This is a genomic window from Serratia quinivorans, assembly GCF_052113645.1.
GTDB classification, from domain to species: Bacteria; Pseudomonadota; Gammaproteobacteria; order Enterobacterales; family Enterobacteriaceae; genus Serratia; species Serratia quinivorans_B.
Genome location: NZ_JBIEIU010000001.1, coordinates 639224 through 655294 on the forward strand (window position 1 = coordinate 639224; position 16071 = coordinate 655294).

At 58.3% G+C, this 16071-nt stretch carries 14 protein-coding genes; all 14 read left to right on the forward strand.

Annotated elements, in window-relative coordinates:
* The first annotated feature begins 14 nt into the window (after positions 1–14).
* The 14 genes from tagF (at position 15) to tssH (ending at position 16069) form a co-directional block, all read left to right on the forward strand.
* Positions 15–734: a type VI secretion system-associated protein TagF gene (gene tagF, locus ACGS9J_RS02915; RefSeq protein ID WP_442229575.1), complete on the forward strand. Its 720-nt coding sequence runs from the start codon at positions 15–17 to the stop codon at positions 732–734.
* A gap of 23 nt (positions 735–757) precedes the next feature.
* A complete protein-coding gene (gene tssA, locus ACGS9J_RS02920; RefSeq protein ID WP_442229576.1) occupies positions 758–1783 on the forward strand; it encodes a type VI secretion system protein TssA in 1026 nt (341 codons plus the stop codon).
* 104 nt (positions 1784–1887) lie between these two features.
* Positions 1888–2424, forward strand: a complete 537-nt coding sequence (tssB, locus tag ACGS9J_RS02925; RefSeq protein ID WP_442229577.1) for a type VI secretion system contractile sheath small subunit — start codon at positions 1888–1890, stop codon at positions 2422–2424.
* Positions 2425–2427: 3 nt separating this feature from the next.
* On the forward strand, positions 2428–3933 hold the full coding sequence (gene tssC, locus ACGS9J_RS02930; protein ID WP_442229578.1) for a type VI secretion system contractile sheath large subunit: 1506 nt from the start codon (positions 2428–2430) through the stop codon (positions 3931–3933).
* 139 nt (positions 3934–4072) lie between these two features.
* Positions 4073–4513 (forward strand): T6SS amidase immunity protein Tai4 family protein, encoded by a 441-nt coding sequence (locus tag ACGS9J_RS02935; protein WP_442229964.1) that lies wholly within the window; start codon positions 4073–4075, stop codon positions 4511–4513.
* Positions 4514–4710: 197 nt separating this feature from the next.
* The gene (locus tag ACGS9J_RS02940; RefSeq protein ID WP_442229579.1) at positions 4711–5193 is read left to right on the forward strand and encodes an Hcp family type VI secretion system effector; all 483 of its coding nucleotides are present in this window, start codon (positions 4711–4713) and stop codon (positions 5191–5193) included.
* Positions 5194–5416: 223 nt separating this feature from the next.
* Entirely contained in the window at positions 5417–7180 is a 1764-nt protein-coding gene (tagH, locus tag ACGS9J_RS02945; protein WP_442229580.1) for a type VI secretion system-associated FHA domain protein TagH, read from the forward strand.
* Positions 7180–7953 carry a PP2C family protein-serine/threonine phosphatase gene (locus tag ACGS9J_RS02950; protein ID WP_442229581.1) on the forward strand — a complete coding sequence of 258 codons (774 nt, stop codon included), beginning with the start codon at positions 7180–7182 and terminating at the stop codon, positions 7951–7953. The genes tagH and ACGS9J_RS02950 overlap by 1 nt, the downstream gene beginning before the upstream one ends.
* Before the next feature lie 30 nt (positions 7954–7983).
* Complete coding sequence (locus ACGS9J_RS02955) at positions 7984–8970, forward strand: type VI secretion system-associated protein (protein WP_442229582.1); 987 nt, start codon at positions 7984–7986, stop codon at positions 8968–8970.
* Positions 8971–8986: 16 nt separating this feature from the next.
* A complete protein-coding gene (locus ACGS9J_RS02960; protein ID WP_442229583.1) occupies positions 8987–9802 on the forward strand; it encodes a type VI secretion system accessory protein TagJ in 816 nt (271 codons plus the stop codon).
* A gap of 3 nt (positions 9803–9805) precedes the next feature.
* Complete coding sequence (locus ACGS9J_RS02965; RefSeq protein WP_442229584.1) at positions 9806–10381, forward strand: type VI secretion system baseplate subunit TssE; 576 nt, start codon at positions 9806–9808, stop codon at positions 10379–10381.
* A 4-nt stretch (positions 10382–10385) separates the two neighbouring features.
* On the forward strand, positions 10386–12272 hold the full coding sequence (gene tssF, locus ACGS9J_RS02970; protein ID WP_442229585.1) for a type VI secretion system baseplate subunit TssF: 1887 nt from the start codon (positions 10386–10388) through the stop codon (positions 12270–12272).
* The gene (gene tssG, locus ACGS9J_RS02975) at positions 12269–13342 is read left to right on the forward strand and encodes a type VI secretion system baseplate subunit TssG (protein ID WP_442229586.1); all 1074 of its coding nucleotides are present in this window, start codon (positions 12269–12271) and stop codon (positions 13340–13342) included. Before tssF ends, tssG begins: the two co-directional genes overlap by 4 nt.
* 57 nt (positions 13343–13399) lie before the next feature.
* Positions 13400–16069, forward strand: a complete 2670-nt coding sequence (gene tssH / locus ACGS9J_RS02980) for a type VI secretion system ATPase TssH (RefSeq protein WP_442229587.1) — start codon at positions 13400–13402, stop codon at positions 16067–16069.
* The last annotated feature ends 2 nt before the right edge of the window (positions 16070–16071 follow it).

Sequence of the window (16071 nt, forward strand, 5' to 3'; positions counted from 1 at the left end):
GAAAGGACAAGATAATGAGCAATGACCTGATCCCGACCGCGAGCATTGGCTGGTATGGCAAGATCCCTTCCGCCGGTGACTTCCTGCAGCGTCGCCTGCCCGACCTGGTGGTCAACAATTGGGCCCACTGGTTTCATAACGGGCTGGTGAATTTGCAGCGCAATCCATCGGGCCCCAACGGACACCCATTCAGCAACGCGCCGGTATGGAACTTCGTCATTCCGGCCACGCTCGGCAGCCAGTGGGTGCAAATGGGTTGCCTGTTGCCCGCCCGTGACCGGGTGGGCCGCCATTACCCGATCTGTGCCCTGCGCCTGTTCAGCCAGGAAGAGTGGCGTATCCAGCAGTTGAACATGGCGGCGGAATGGTATAACCAGCTCGGCCATCAGTTGCTCAATGGCGTGCGCAACGGTTTTTCCGCCGAGCAACTTGACCGTTCGCTGCTGGCCATTCCTGCGCTCCCCAGCCCACCGGCGGAGGCCGATTCCGAGATCTTGTCGATCATCGGTTTTCAACACCCGGACGTGCCCGGCCTCGGCTGGCAACAGGCCGCCGACTGCTTCGACCCGGCGCAGTACACCAGTTTCTGGTGGACCAATCAGGCCGATGGACACCCGCTTTACACCCACGTGCACAGCGGCAACCTTACCGTGCAGCTGTTCTCTCTGCTGTTTGAACCCAATGGTTGGGCACGGCCCGGCCGCGGCGGTCAATACCCGCAGATGTTCGATTAACCTCGCCTGTTGAAGGAAATTTTATGGCTATCGACACCCTGTTAGCCCCGGTTGACGCAGAGAACCCCTGTGGCGAAAACCTGGAATACGACACCGACTTTCTGGCGATGGAGCAGGCCGCTACCGGCAAGACCGAGCAACAGTTCGGCAGTACCATTATCCCGGCAGAAGCCCCGGACTGGGTACAGGTGGAACGTCTCGCCACCTCCCTGCTGACGCGCACCAAAGATTTGCGGGTGATGCTGTACCTGACCCGCGCCTGGACACAGCTGCGTGGGCTGCCCGGTTACGCCGACGGCCTGGTTCTGATCCATCAGGCGCTGGAACGCTACTGGGAGACGTTGTTGCCGCTGCTGGAATTCGACGGTGAAACTGACCCGCTGTTTCGCATCAACGTGCTGGCCGACCTGGGAGACAAAGCCGCACTGACCGCCAGCGTCCGTGCCGCACCGCTGCTGAAAAGTGCCACCGGTGAAATCTCGTTGCGCGACGCCGGAGCACTGCTCGACGGCAGCAAGCTTGAGTGCCCTAATTTCCCCGGCGGCCGTGCGCGACTGCAGGATGAACTGTCTCAGGCGGAATGCCCGGAAGCGCAGTTAGTGATGCTGATCGCCGAAACCCTCGGCGCCATCCGCACGACGGTCATCCACCATTTGGGGGAAAACGCCCTGCCGGAAATGCACAACCTGACGAAGATCTTCACTCTGGTCGCTCAATTCAATCAGGGGGCCGCGCCGGGCAGCGAATCGGCAGAGCCGGTGGATGACGCCGACATACCGCCCCCCGGCGCGGCCACAACGGCCCCGGCCGCGATGCTCAACTGGCGCAGTGCGCAGATCCAGTCGCGTGACGACGCCCAACTGATGTTGGACAAGGTAAAAAACTATTTTCGCCTTCATGAGCCGAGCCACCCGGCACCGCTGATGATCGATCGGGTACAACGGCTGATTGCATTGGACTTTATGCAAATTATCCGCGATTTGGCGCCCGATGGTCTTAACCAACTGGAGACCATTCTCGGTCGCCCCGATAACGAGGAGAACAACTAGCCGCCGACCCCTTTGTTCTCTTTACGACTCTCAGACCTGCATTTGAACCTGACTCTCCAAGCCGGAAGAGGCGCGTTCCCAATCGCCATAAGATGGAGTAAATCATGCCAAACTCGAAATCCCGCAGCGGGCAGAAATTTATCGCCCGCAACCGCGCACCGCGCGTACAGATTGAATACGATGTCGAAATTTATGGCGCAGAGCGCAAAATCCAGTTGCCGTTCGTGATGGGCGTGATGGCCGATCTGGTGGGGAAATCGGTTGATCCGCAACCGAGTGTTGATGAGCGCAAGTTCCTGGAGATCGACATCGACAACTTCGACGAACGTATGAAGTCGTTGAAACCCCGCGTGGCCTATCAGGTCGACAACACCCTGACCGGCGAAGGCAAGCTGAATATTGAGCTGACCTTTGAAAGCATGGAGGACTTCTCCCCTGCCGCGATCGCCCGCAAGGTTGACGCACTGGATAACCTGCTGGATGCCCGCACCCAGCTGTCCAATCTGCTGTCTTATATGGACGGTAAAAACGGGGCCGAAGAGCTGATCTCCAAGATCTTGCAAAACCCGGCCTTGCTGCAATCCCTGACCGATGCGCCGAAACCGGCCGCAGAGGACGACAACAATCAGCGTGAGGACTAATTGATGAGCAACTCGTCTCAGCAACAAAAAACGCTGCAAACCACCGAAACGTTCTCCAGCGATGAATTCAGCTCGCTGCTGAACAAAGAGTTTCGGCCAAAAACCGATCAGGCCAAGGAAGCGGTGGAAAACGCGGTCAAAACCCTGGCACAGCAGGCGTTGGAAAATACCGTTACCGTTTCCTCCGATGCCTACCGCACGATCCAGGCGCTGATCGCCGAAATCGACGAAAAGCTGTCCCAGCAGGTGAACCAGATCATCCACCACGCCGATTTCCAGAAGCTGGAAGGCGCCTGGCACGGCCTGCATTACCTGGTCAACAACTCCGAAACCGACGAAATGCTGAAAATCCGCTTTATGAGCATTTCCAAGCAGGAGCTGGGCCGCACGCTGAAACGTCATAAAGGCGTGGGTTGGGATCAGAGCCCAATATTCAAGAAAGTGTACGAGGAAGAGTATGGTCAGTTCGGCGGCGAACCCTTCGGCTGCCTGGTCGGCGATTACTATTTCGACCACAGTCCGCAAGACGTGGAGCTGCTGGGCGAAATGGCAAAAATCAGTGCCGCTTCCCATTGCCCATTCATCGCCGGCACCGCGCCGAGCGTGATGCAGATGGAATCCTGGCAGGAGCTGTCCAACCCGCGCGACCTGACCAAGATCTTCCAAAATACCGAGTACGCCGCCTGGCGCAGCCTGCGCGAATCGGAAGATGCCCGTTATCTGGGGCTGGTCATGCCACGTTTCCTGGCACGCCTGCCTTACGGCATTCGCACCAATCCGGTCGACGAATTTGACTTCGAGGAAGAAACCGACGGCGCGACCCACGGTAACTACACCTGGACCAACGCCGCCTACGCAATGGCCGCCAACATCAACCGCTCGTTCAAAGAGTTTGGCTGGTGCACCGCGATCCGTGGGGTGGAATCCGGCGGTGCCGTGGAAAACCTGCCGTGCCACACCTTCCCAAGCGACGACGGCGGCGTGGACATGAAGTGCCCGACCGAGATCGCCATCAGCGATCGCCGCGAAGCCGAACTGGCCAAGAACGGCTTCATGCCGTTGGTGCACAGGAAAAACTCCGACTTTGCCGCGTTTATCGGTGCCCAGTCGCTGCAAAAACCGGCGGAATACTACGACGCGGATGCCTCGGCCAATGCCCAGCTCTCCGCCCGTCTGCCCTACCTGTTTGCCTGCTGCCGCTTCGCGCATTATCTGAAGTGCATCGTGCGCGACAAAATCGGCTCCTTCCGCGAACGCGACGATATGGAACGCTGGTTAAACGACTGGATCATGAACTACGTGGATGGCGATCCGGCCAACTCCTCGCAGGAAACCAAGTCGCGTAAACCCCTGGCTGCGGCGGAAGTGCAGGTGGAAGAGATTGAAGACAACCCAGGCTACTACAGCGCCAAGTTCTTCCTGCGCCCGCACTACCAGTTGGAAGGCTTGACCGTCTCCCTGCGTTTGGTCTCGAAGCTGCCTTCGCTGAAACAGAACGACGCATCCTGATGTGCTGAATGTCAGGCCGTGGGAACACGGCCTGACAAAAATAACATGTAGGTAGGATATGGGAGCAAGACCACGATTTCTCGCGGCATGGACCGCAGCCAAAAACAGATGCATGGCTCAATCCACTTTTGGCGTTGCCATGAATACGCTGATTAAACCAGGTCTGCTTTCAACACTCCTCGGTGTTTCATTGCAATCACAAGCCACGGATACTCAAGACCCAGTAGCATTTATCAAACAAATGCCTTATTTCCAGGTGGTTAAAGAGCTGGCACTGGCTCGCTGTCTGGCGCAGGTTTCTGAATCAGACAAAACCTTCTCTCTTGATGCCGCCAGAACCGCCAATGCAATGAGAGAGTGGATGCCGTTTGATATCGAATCCGGTGATGAGAAAGTGAATACTCTCATCGATAAGTTCAAATCCAGAGTGAACGCGTTTCACAGCGAGACTAAAAACAGCAGTACAGGAGTAACCTTAAACTGCCTGCGGCTTTACCACAGCCCCGAGTTGGATAAATTATCTCGTGAGGTCATTGTTGGTGATCCTAATCATTCGTGGAATCAGGATAACCCGCAGTAATCAGCATTGGGCCATTGTCGTTTTTTTATGACGGCTCGGTAATTAATACCGAAAGCATGCGGTATTTAATGAGGTGCATGGCACAAGGATATTAAATGGTAGTGCATTACCAAACTTTCAATTCCTGCTGCTATTACCTGAATTTTTCCATGTAACGTTAATACTACTGTTAACCCTTAATAAAGAGTGAAGATACTATGGCTATTGATATGTTCCTGAAAGTTGAAGGTGCCAGCGGTGAATCTAAAGATTCAAATCACAAAGGTTGGACCGACATTATTTCTTTCTCCTGGGGCGCCTCTCAACCGGGCAACATGGGCGTCGGCGGCGGGGGTGGCGCCGGTAAGGTTTGCTTTAACGATCTGCATGTCAATGCGCTGGTCGACAAATCCACTCCGGCCCTGCTGAAACACTGCTCCAGCGGTAAACACCTGACCAAGATTGAGCTGTCGGTCTGCAAAGCCGGCGGCACTCAGGTTGAGTACGTCAAAATCACCCTGGACGACGTGCTGGTCACCGCGGTGCAATACACCGGTGCCGGTGGTGAAGACACCGTGGGCGTGACCTACTCCTTCCAGGCGGCAAAAGTGAAACAGCAGTACTGGGAGCAGAGCGACAAAGGCGGCAAAGGTGCCGAAAGCAGCGCAGGTTGGAATATCAAGGAAAACCGCGAAGCTTAATCTGTTTCCCCCGGTTCCGGCCGGGGGATATTTATACACAAGCATGGTAAATATCGCCCCGTGCCAAAGTCATCTCGAAATCATTCTTAAAATAGAAAGACCACCTCAAGATAAAATATAAAAACATTACAGAAATCGGCTTACCAAAATACCCTCTATTTTGGTAAGCCAAACACTGAAATAATAATTGACTGCAATATATCCTAATCAGCAGGAATGCCTTATGCGATTTTCTATTGTAAAAAATAAAGATGGTCAGGTTCCCCCACAGAGTAGCTGCGACTTTCTGCCGCCCGGCGGCACTATTGGCCGCAGTGTGGACAACAACCTGGTACTGCCGGACGAAGAACGCGCCATCTCCCGGCTGCAAGCTATCGTGCATATTTCTGCTGACGGCGAATGCCGCGTGACCAACCGTGGCAATGTCACCCGCGTGCTGCTCAACGATATCCCGCTGGAGCGTGGCCGTCAGGTGGAGCTACAGGATGGGGACATTCTCGGTATCGATGATTACCAGATCCAGGTGAACGCACTGCAGCAACAGGCCGCGCCTCAGACGTCGCCGGTAATCCAGGCCGCCGCCCCCTCCTCGACGTCATCCCCTGCACCGGCGGCCAAAGCCAAAGAGACATCGACCACGCCGATCCCCAATGAAATCTGGGACAGTCTGGTGGAAGAGTTCACCCCGACCACGGCGGCCGCCTCTCCTTCTGAGCCGGTCGTCAATCAAGATAATCACCCGTTGCTGGAAACCCCAGAGCGCGAGTTGAATCCGGCCGATCCGTTGGCACAGTTGACAGGCAACCTCGAGTTGCGCCAATTGCAGTCGCAGCAAACCGATCCGGCGACGCTGTTCAATACCGACACCACCTTCGAACGCGATCCCATTTTGGCCGACACCACCCCCAGCGCGCTATTGGCCGAACAGCGCCCAACGACAACCCCGTCGGCACCGGTAAAAACGGTGGGGGCGGAAAAAAACGAACAGGAACTGGATCCGCTGGCGTTGTTTGGCGGTTCTTCTGCCCCCGTCTCGCCGGAGGCACTGAACAGTAACGATCCTCTCGGCTTGCTGATGGGCAGCGCACTCCCCCTGACACAACCAGAATCCCCGGATGTTGCGCACCAGCCGCCACCGCCTTTGCAACCGCCGGTGGCGGCGGTAGAAGCGGAAACACCGCAGCCAACAACACCGCAACCAGCTGCACGGCCGGCGCCACTCCCGCAAACTGAGCCAGCCTTTACTGCTACTGCGCCCGCTCCGCAGGCTCCCGCGCAACCCCGTCCGCGCCGGGCCAACAGATTAGGCATCGATCCGGTCGCCTATCAGACGGCTCCGGCTCAAAACGGCAACCAGCCTGACGGCGAACGGTTGGAAGGCCCTCTGTTGGCCGCGCTGTTGCAGGGGATCGGCCTGGATGATCTGCAACCGCAGCCGCACTTCGATGAACAGCAACTCCGCCAGGCCGGTCGACTGCTGAGCCTGTTTTCCCAGGGGACCGTCGCCCTGCTCTCTTCGCGTTCAATCCTTAAACGCGGCGTGAAGGCGGAGATGACCATGATCCTCGACGAGGCCAATAACCCCTTCAAACTGCTGCCCTCGGGCAAAACGGTGTTGATGCAGATGTTCGGTAGCCAGATGCCGGGCTTTATGCCGCCGGAACAGGCGGTCCGCGACGCACTGATTGACCTGCAGGCGCACCAGTTGGGGATGATTGCCGGTATTCGCGCCATCATCGCCGCCATGTTGCAGTCGTTCAATCCTGAGCGTCTCGAAGAGGATGCCCGCAAGGAAGGTTCTGCACCGCGCCTGTCGTTGCCCGCCAGCCGCAAAGCGGCGTTGTGGGATTACTTCGTCAAAAGCTATCAACAGACTTCCGGCGAAATCGAAGATGACTTCCACACGCTGTTTGGCGAAGCCTTCCTGCATGCCTACGACGTTGAAGTGAATCAATACAAAGACTCACAAACCCAACCGGATGCGTAATGAATATCACTGTAGCTTCTACCTCCAATCAGGGCGGTCGCGCCTCTAATCAGGATCAGACCGGCGAAGTGGTCGGCAATCGCGCGGCCTGTTTCGTGGTCTGTGACGGCATCGCCGGTTTTCCCGGTGGCGACATCGCCGCCAAACTGGCGCGCGATACCATCCTGCAAAACTTCGACGGTGAAAAACACCTGAATGCCCAGAGCATTCGCCAACACATTTCGAGTGCCAATGCGGCTATCCACCAGCAACAGCGGCAGTCGGAAGAGTACAGCAAGATGGGCACCACGCTGGTCAACCTGTTTATCGACCGCGATTACCAATTGGCGTACTGGGCGCATGCCGGCGACAGCCGCCTGTACCTGTTTCGACGCGGTTATCTTTATTCGGTCACTACCGACCACAGCCTGATCCAGCAGATGCAGGACGCCGGCTATCAAACCAGTGGCATCAACAGCAATCTGCTGTACTTCGCACTGGGCCTGAATGAGGAGCGCGACGCCACCTACAGTGACGTGTTGCAACTGGAAGATGGCGACGTTTTCTTGCTTTGCACCGACGGCTTTTGGCACAGCTTTACCCCCTCCGAACTGGAGCAATCGCTGCACATGGTCAACTCCCCCAGCGAGTGGATTGCCCTGATGGAGCAGGCATGGAAGAAAAATAATAACAGCGATAACTACAGCGCTATCGCCGTCTGGATTGGCTCACCGCAGGAAACCACCCTGCTGCATTCGTTGGCGGATGCGGAGCGGTTTCTTTCCCGCGACTGAGTCAGGTACACATTTACAGCAAGGTTACCTATGAAATACTGGATGCCCGGATTACTCGCCCTGGTGGCGATGCCGGCCGCGCAGGCGGCGAATTATCGCTTGGTCTACTCCCCCAGCCAAAAGCTGGAAGTGTTTATCGACGACGTCAAAAACAGCCAACCCGCTAGCTGGTGCGGCAAGACTATCCCGCTACGCATCGTTTCGGCACAGAGCAAAGATCCCGCCGTGCTGAATGACTTCCTGCCGCAGGTCGGCAATTTGTTGATAAAACAGTGCCCCAAAGCCAGCCAACTGCCGTGGACCCTGACCGATAAGCGTGGCGAAAAACTGGCGTCCGGCGAAGCCAGCAAGGCGCGAGGCTGGAAACCGGTGCACAAACAGCCGACCGTTGAGCCGGTAGCCCCGCCACCACAGGTGATCCCCGCTGCGGTGGCGGTCACCTCACCGCTGGCAGACAACGCACCGATACAAAGCTTTGACCTGCCGCAGGGCTGCCATTTCCGTACCTACTGGAGCGAGGAAGCCAACGGCAGCGCGCTGTTTATCCCGAGCGGTGACGCATTGCGCTGCGGCGACGACGGCTGGTTGAACGGCAGCAGCAGCGTGACGCTGCAACAAAATGGCAAAACCGTTTCGTCAGTGCTGTCGTTCTATCAGGGCTACCCGCTGCTGAAAGTCAGCGTTGGCGATCGCCCATTGAACGTGATCAGCGCCAATGTGCAGCGGCTGGTGCTCGGTGCCAATCCGCAAGCCGCAGGCAGTTACTTGCTGCTGCCCTTTACCCCGCAACTACACGCCTGGTCGTTTAATGGCGAAGTGGTCATTGAAATGACGCGAGAAGAAGCCGCAGATACCGACAAAGTCAAACAGCGGGTTGAGCAGGTGTACCGCGCCTGGCAGCCATTGCTGCCCAGCCCGGCCACGCCGCTGAGCTTCAGGCTGGTGGAAAAGCTGGCCGGCGATCGGGTCGATCCCGCCAGTGGCAGCTACCTGTCGGTTAACAACGCCACTCACTGATTATAAGGAAAGCCCTGTGAAATCATTAGCAAACATGTTGCAAGGCGGCTCGGTCAGCGCGGCGATCGACGCAGTAGTGGATGAAATCAAAACGCGGCCGGCGGATGCCGATCTGCGCGCCGCACTGGTGCAACTGCTGTGCCTTGGCGGTAACTGGCAGCGGGCCAGCGCCCAACTGAAATCCTGGCAGGCGTTGAAGCCGATCGCCCAGCCGACCACGCTGTTGTTAATGCAATCGGTCAACGCGGAGTTGCAGCGTCAGGCCGTGTTCGCCGGTGATGCTGCCCCTGCGTTGCTGCAACAAAATCACCCCTGGCTGCAACAAATGCTTCAGGCGCTGTGTCACGATGCCTTGAGTGAGACTGAACAGGCGCAGGCATTACGCGACAGTGCGCTGGAGGCGGCACCGGCCAGCGCCGGCCAATTGACCCTGAGTGAACAGGAAGCCCCGGTGGCGTTTGAATGGCTGACCGACGGTGATGGACGTCTCGGGCCGGTATGCGAACTGGCGTTGAACGGGACCTATTACTGGTTGCCGTTCGCCGACATCGCGGAAATTCAGTTCCAGGCACCGCAAAGTGCCATCGACCTGGTGTGGAGCCATGCGCTGGTGCGGCTGCACGACGGTCGCGAACAGGTCTGCCAACTGCCCGCCCGCTATCCGCTGGTCGCAGGCAGCGACGATGCCCTGTTGCTCGGTAAACGCACCGAATGGCAGCTTCTGAACGACGGCCCGCACTACAGCGGACAGGGTCTGAAAACCTGGCTGAGCGAGGATGGCGAATTCCCTCTGCACAGCCTGCGTCAGCTACGTTTTAACGCGAGCGTCTAAACGATGAACAGCAAGCGACCAACCCCCAATGATGACGGCGATCTGCGCCGTCAAGGCTATCGCTCTCGCCAGGACAGCGAGCGCCTGACGTCACGCGACAAAATGCAGCCGGTGTTGCTCGACATGCTGACCGACGACGAACCGCTAAAAAAACAGGAAGCCCAGGTGCGCAACCTGGTTTCGCACAGTGAACTACGCCGCCGGGTGCTGCGCGATCTGCAGTGGCTGTTTAACTGCGTCAACAGCGAGTCCAGTCTCGATTTGGTCGATTTGCCGCAGGTGCAGCGTTCGACCCTCAACTACGGCATCGCCTCGCTGGCCGGCAAACGCATGTCGGACATTGAATGGCCGGATATTCAACGGGCGCTGACCGAATCCATCCTGAATTTTGAACCACGCATTCTGCCCGAAGGGCTGCAGGTGCGCTGCATTTCTGACACCGGCTCGTTGGACTTGCACAACGTGTTGTCGATTGAAATCAAGGGGCGCCTGTGGTGCGTGCCCTATCCGCTGGAGTTTCTGTTCCGTACCGACGTGGATCTGGAAAACGGCCATTTCGATCTGAAAGACATAGGGTAAGGCGATGGACAGTAAACTTTTAGACTATTACAACCGCGAGTTGGCTTATCTGCGCGAGATGGGCGCAGAGTTCGCCGAGCAGTACCCCAAAGTCGCGGGCCGTCTCGGCATGCGCGGCATCGACGTGGCGGATCCTTATATCGAGCGTCTGATGGAAGGCTTCGCCTTTCTCACCTCGCGCGTGCAACTAAAAATGGACGCAGAGTTTCCACGTTTCTCCCAACGCCTGCTGGAGATTATTTATCCCAATTATTTGTCGCCAACCCCCTCGATGGCGATTGCAGAACTGCAGCCGGACAGCAGCAAGGGCGATATCAGCAACGGCTTCCTGGTGCCGCGCGGCACCATGATGGACAGCCAGTCGCTGAAAAAGAGTGGCATTACCTGCAGCTATACCACCGCGCACGACGTGACGTTGCAGCCGGTACGGCTGAAAAGCGTCGAGCTGGGCGGCATTCCGGCCGATCTTCCGCTGGTCAGTCTGGGGTTGCAGCACAGCGGCTGCGTCAGTGCCCTGCGCATCCGGTTGGAGTGTTATGACAGCGTCACGCTGAATAACCTGCAGTTGGACCAATTGATGTTCTACCTCGCCGCCCCGGATTTGCAGGCGCAGCAGCTGCTGGAACTGCTGATGCAGCACAGCGTCGGGCTGGTTTGTCAGACGGTGGAAGCGCAACCTCAGCGGCGGGTGATGGCGCTGGATGGGTTGCGGCAGGAAGGTTTTGCCGCCGAACAGGCGCTGCTGCCGAACGATCTGCGCAATTTCGAAGGTTATCGCCTGCTGCAGGAATACTTTGCTTTCCCGGCGCGTTTCCAGTTCTTCAGCGTCAACGGCATACGGCCGCTGTTGCAAAGCGTACGTGAAGGCAAAAAAACCCTGCGGCAGTTTGAGATCGTGATCCTGCTTGATCGTCAGGATGCCGCGCTGGAGCGAGTGGTCGACGTCGCCCATTTGGCGTTGCACTGCACGCCGGTGATCAACCTGTTTCCGAAAGTCGCCGAACGCATCACGGTCAGCGAAAAAAACCATGAATATCATCTGGTGGTCGATAACATTCGCCCGCTGGATTATGAAGTGTTCTCGGTACAGCGGTTGGGCGGCAGCGCCAGCGAAAAACGCTATGAGCAGGAATTTCGGCCGTTTTACAGCACGTTGAGCGCGGATGACGGTAACTACGGTGCCTATTTCTCACTGCGCCGCGAACAGCGCACGCTGTCCGAACACGCCCGCCGCTATGGCGCCCGCACCGGTTATATCGGTTCGGAAGTGTTCGTCTCCCTGGTGGATGAAAGGCAGTCGCCGTGGCATAGCGATCTGAAATACCTCACCGCCGACGTACTGTGCACCAGCCGCGATCTGCCGTTGATGCTGTTGCAGCAGGATCAGGGCAACTTCGTGATGCCGGACTCAATCCCGATCAAACAGGTCTCGCTGAAAAAAGGCCCGACGCCGCCGCGCCCGGCGCTGGCCGAAGGCATGATCACCTGGCGGCTGATCAGCCAACTGCAACTGAACTACCTCAGCATGATGGACGGCGACCCGGAGCAAGGCGCCGCCAGCCTGCGCCAGTTGCTCGGGCTGTACGGCAACCTGAGTGAACCGGCGGTCACCAAGCAGATCCAGGGCGTGCGCCACTGCAACCTGCGCCCGGTTTATCGCCGGGTGCCGGAACCTGGTCCGATCGTGTTTGCTCGCGGCATCGCCATCGATCTGACCGTCGATGAACAGTCGTTTTCCGGCAGCAGCCCTTACCTGCTGGGCAGCGTACTGGAACGTCTGTTCTCCCGGCTGGTGGCGATGAACACCTTTACCGAAATGACGCTTTCCAGCCAACAGCGCGGCGAAATTGCGCACTGGCAGGCACGCATGGGTAAAAGGACGCTGATATGAGCGCCGTCATCGTCGATGCGGAACTGAGCGCGCCGCCACAAATCAATGCGTTACGTCGCCTGCCGGACGATTTCTGGCCGCGCCTGTGCCAGGCACCTTATAAACAGGATCTGTTTCAGCTGCTGCGGCGCATCGACGCTCAGGGCGGTCAGGCTTATCTGCTGGGCCGCGCCCCGCTGCCACGGCATGAAATGTTGCGACTGGGACAAGAGCCTTCATTGTCGTTTGCCCCGTCGACGCTGGCGCAGGTCAGCCCGCGGTCGCAAAGCACGCTGCACGACGTGTCGATTTTCAGCTTTGGTCTGTTTGGCCCCAACGGGCCGCTGCCGCTGCACCTGACCGAATACGTACGTGAACGGGTCCATCACCATCAGGACACCACCCTGCTGGCCTTCGCCAACCTGTTTCACCACCGGCTGACGCTGTTGTTCTACCGGGCCTGGGCCGATGCTCAGCCTACGGTATCTTTGGATCGACAGGATAACCGGCGCTTCGACGACTACCTTTCCAGCCTGATTGGCATTGGCCAACCGGCGCAACGGCAACGCGACAGCATCAACGCCCACGCCAAGTATTTTATGGCCGGCCATCTGATTCGCCACAGTCGCGATCCGGAAGGATTGAGCAAAATTTTACAGCAATATTTCAAGGTGCCGGTGCACATCGTGGAGAACGTGCCGCACTGGCTGCGGGTAGAACCGCGCGAACAGGCGCGCCTCAAGGCCGGTCGCGGCGCGCCACGGCTCGGTGAGTCCTCATTCCTCGGCATCGCGGTGCGCGATATCCAACACAAATTCCGCATCGAACTGGGGCCGATGTCGCAGCAAAACTATGAGCGCTTTCTGCCCGGTGCCGAACTGTGCCGGCAGCTGCGTGACTGGGTGCGCCAATATCTGGGCATCGAGTTTGTCTGGGAAGTCCGGCTGATCCTGGCGAAGGATCAGCTCAGCGGCACTCAACTCGGTGGCACGCAACGCCTGGGGTTAAGCAGTTGGCTGGAAGATGCCCGCTGTCAACGTGACCTCGACGATCTGATCTTCAGCCCCGAACCGCTGGAAAACCCGTTCTAATGACTATTCTGGCCGGAGACGCACAGCGCTCCGCCACTCTGAGACTTGAGGAAAACCATGTCTGAAATCAGCCGCTCGGTATTATTTGGCAAACTGGATAGCCTGTTATTCACCTCTCTGGAAAGTGCGACGGCGTTTTGCAAGCTGCGCGGTAACCCCTATGTGGAGCTGGCGCACTGGCTGCACCAGTTGATGCAGGCACCGGATGCCGATCTGCAGCAGGTGATCCGTCACTTTGCGCTGAATGAGGCACAACTGGCGCGCGACATCGTCGAGTCACTCGATCGCCTGCCACGCGGTGCCAGCGCGATTTCCGATCTGTCCGAGCATATCGACAGCGCGGTGGAGCGTGCCTGGGTCTATGGCTCGCTGAAGTTTGGTGCCACGCAGATCCGCGGCGGCCATCTGTTGCTCGGGATCCTGAAAACCTACAACCTGCGCCATCTGCTGAAAAGCCTCTCCACACAGTTTGATCGCATCAACGTCGATCTGCTGATGGATCAATTTGCCACCATCACCGCCCATTCGGCGGAGAACGACCTGGCACCGAACGCCCCGGCTAATGCCGAAGCGGTTCCCGGCACCTCACCTTCCGGCGGCAGCGTACTGGCGCAATATGCCCAGGATCTGACGGCCAGAGCGCGCAACGGCGAGATCGACCCGGTCACCGGGCGTGACGAGGAAATCCGCCAGATTGTCGATATTCTGATGCGCCGCCGCCAGAATAACCCGCTGCTGACCGGTGAAGCTGGTGTCGGCAAAACCGCCGTAGTCGAAGGACTGGCGCTGCGTATCGTTGCCGGCGACGTACCGCCGCAGTTGCACGACGTTCAGTTGTACCTGCTGGATATCGGCATGCTGCAGGCCGGTGCCGGGGTGAAAGGCGAGTTTGAAAAACGCCTGCAAACGGTCATTGACGAAGTTCAATCCAGTCCCACCCCGATCATTTTATTTATCGACGAAATTCATACGCTGATTGGCGCCGGCGGCGCGCAAGGTACCGGCGACGCCGCGAACCTGTTGAAACCGGCACTGGCGCGTGGCCAGTTGCGCACCCTCGGTGCCACCACCTGGTCGGAATACAAAAAATACATCGAAAAAGATCCCGCTCTGACCCGCCGATTCCAGGTAGTGCAAGTCCATGAGCCGAGTGAAGACAAAGCGTTGCTGATGCTGCGCAGCACCGTTAGCCCACTGGAGCAACACCACCGCGTGCTGCTGCTCGATGAAGCCGTCGATGCCGCCGTGCGCCTGTCGCACCGTTACATTCCGGCACGTCAGTTGCCGGACAAAGCCGTGGCGCTGCTGGACACCGCCTGTGCCCGTGTGGCGGTCAGCCAGCATGCGGAGCCCGCTCAGGTGGAGGACTGCCGTCACCGTATTGACGCATTACAGATTGAGGGGGATATCGCCCGGCGCGAAGCCAAGGTCGGCATCGGTGATCCGCAGCGTCCACAACAGATCGACGCGCAATTGGCGCTCCTGCAACAGCAACTGGAGCAGCTCACCGCTCGCTGGCAGGAAGAGTTGGCGCTGATCCAGCAAATCATCGACCTGCGCGCCCAGTTGCACCGGGAAGACGCTGAGGGTGAACCGACGGAGCAGGCCGACGATGAGCAACATCCCGCCCCTTCCGCCGATGAATTACGCGCCCAATTGGCTAAATTGCAGCAACAACTGAGTGAATTGCAGGGCGAGGCACCGCTGATTTTCGCCGCTGTCGATGCCAACGTCGTCGCAGCGGTGGTGTCCGACTGGACCGGTATCCCGCTGGGACGCATGGTCAAAAACGAGATCGACGCCGTGCTGCAGTTGGCGGATACGCTGAACCAGCGAGTTATCGGCCAGCGGCATGCGCTGGACCTGATCGCCCGCCGAGTGCGTACCTCCCGCGCACGCCTGGACGATCCGAACAAACCGGTTGGGGTATTTCTGTTGGCGGGCCCCTCAGGCGTAGGTAAAACCGAAACCGCGCTGGCGCTGGCGGAAACGCTGTACGGCGGCGAGCAGAACGTGATTACCATCAACATGAGCGAGTTCCAGGAATCTCATACCGTCTCGACGCTGAAAGGTGCCCCTCCCGGCTATGTCGGCTATGGCGAGGGGGGCGTGCTGACCGAAGCGGTTCGCCGTCGCCCCTACAGCGTGGTGCTGCTGGACGAAATAGAAAAAGCCCACCCGGATGTCCATGAGATCTTCTTCCAGGTGTTCGATAAAGGCTGGATGGAAGACGGCGAAGGTCGCCACATCGATTTCCGCAACACCATCATTATTCTGACCTCCAACGTCGGTACCGATCTGATCGCCGGTCTGTGCAGCGATGCGGATCTGATGCCGGAACCGGAGGCTCTGAGCGGCGCCCTTCGCCAGCCACTGCTGTCGGTGTTCCCGGCGGCGCTGCTCGGCCGTTTGCTGGTGGTGCCTTACTACCCGCTGACCGACGCCACACTCGGCAATATTGTGCGCCTGCAACTGGGGCGGGTACAACGCCGGTTGGCCGAGAACCACGATATCGTCTGTACCTTCGACGACCGGGTGATCGAGCAAATCGTCAGCCGCTGCACCGAAGTGGAGTCCGGCGGCCGCATGGTCGACGCCATTCTGACCAACACCCTGCTACCGCAGATCAGCCACACCTTGCTGACCGGCAGCGCTAACGATCAGCGCTACCGCCAACTGCATATCACGCTGCAGCAAAACGAATTTATTTGTCAATTTCAGGCATAACG

Bases quoted from the DNA above. Each gene is read 5' to 3' on its own strand.
- tagF (WP_442229575.1), top strand. From the start codon at position 15: ATGAGCAATGACCTGATCCCGACCGCGAGCATTGGCTGGTATGGCAAG.
- tssA (WP_442229576.1), top strand. From the start codon at position 758: ATGGCTATCGACACCCTGTTAGCCCCGGTTGACGCAGAGAACCCCTGT.
- tssB (WP_442229577.1), top strand. From the start codon at position 1,888: ATGCCAAACTCGAAATCCCGCAGCGGGCAGAAATTTATCGCCCGCAAC.
- tssC (WP_442229578.1), top strand. From the start codon at position 2,428: ATGAGCAACTCGTCTCAGCAACAAAAAACGCTGCAAACCACCGAAACG.
- ACGS9J_RS02935 (WP_442229964.1), top strand. From the start codon at position 4,073: ATGAATACGCTGATTAAACCAGGTCTGCTTTCAACACTCCTCGGTGTT.
- ACGS9J_RS02940 (WP_442229579.1), top strand. From the start codon at position 4,711: ATGGCTATTGATATGTTCCTGAAAGTTGAAGGTGCCAGCGGTGAATCT.
- tagH (WP_442229580.1), top strand. From the start codon at position 5,417: ATGCGATTTTCTATTGTAAAAAATAAAGATGGTCAGGTTCCCCCACAG.
- ACGS9J_RS02950 (WP_442229581.1), top strand. From the start codon at position 7,180: ATGAATATCACTGTAGCTTCTACCTCCAATCAGGGCGGTCGCGCCTCT.
- ACGS9J_RS02955 (WP_442229582.1), top strand. From the start codon at position 7,984: ATGAAATACTGGATGCCCGGATTACTCGCCCTGGTGGCGATGCCGGCC.
- ACGS9J_RS02965 (WP_442229584.1), top strand. From the start codon at position 9,806: ATGAACAGCAAGCGACCAACCCCCAATGATGACGGCGATCTGCGCCGT.
- tssF (WP_442229585.1), top strand. From the start codon at position 10,386: ATGGACAGTAAACTTTTAGACTATTACAACCGCGAGTTGGCTTATCTG.
- tssG (WP_442229586.1), top strand. From the start codon at position 12,269: ATGAGCGCCGTCATCGTCGATGCGGAACTGAGCGCGCCGCCACAAATC.
- tssH (WP_442229587.1), top strand. From the start codon at position 13,400: ATGTCTGAAATCAGCCGCTCGGTATTATTTGGCAAACTGGATAGCCTG.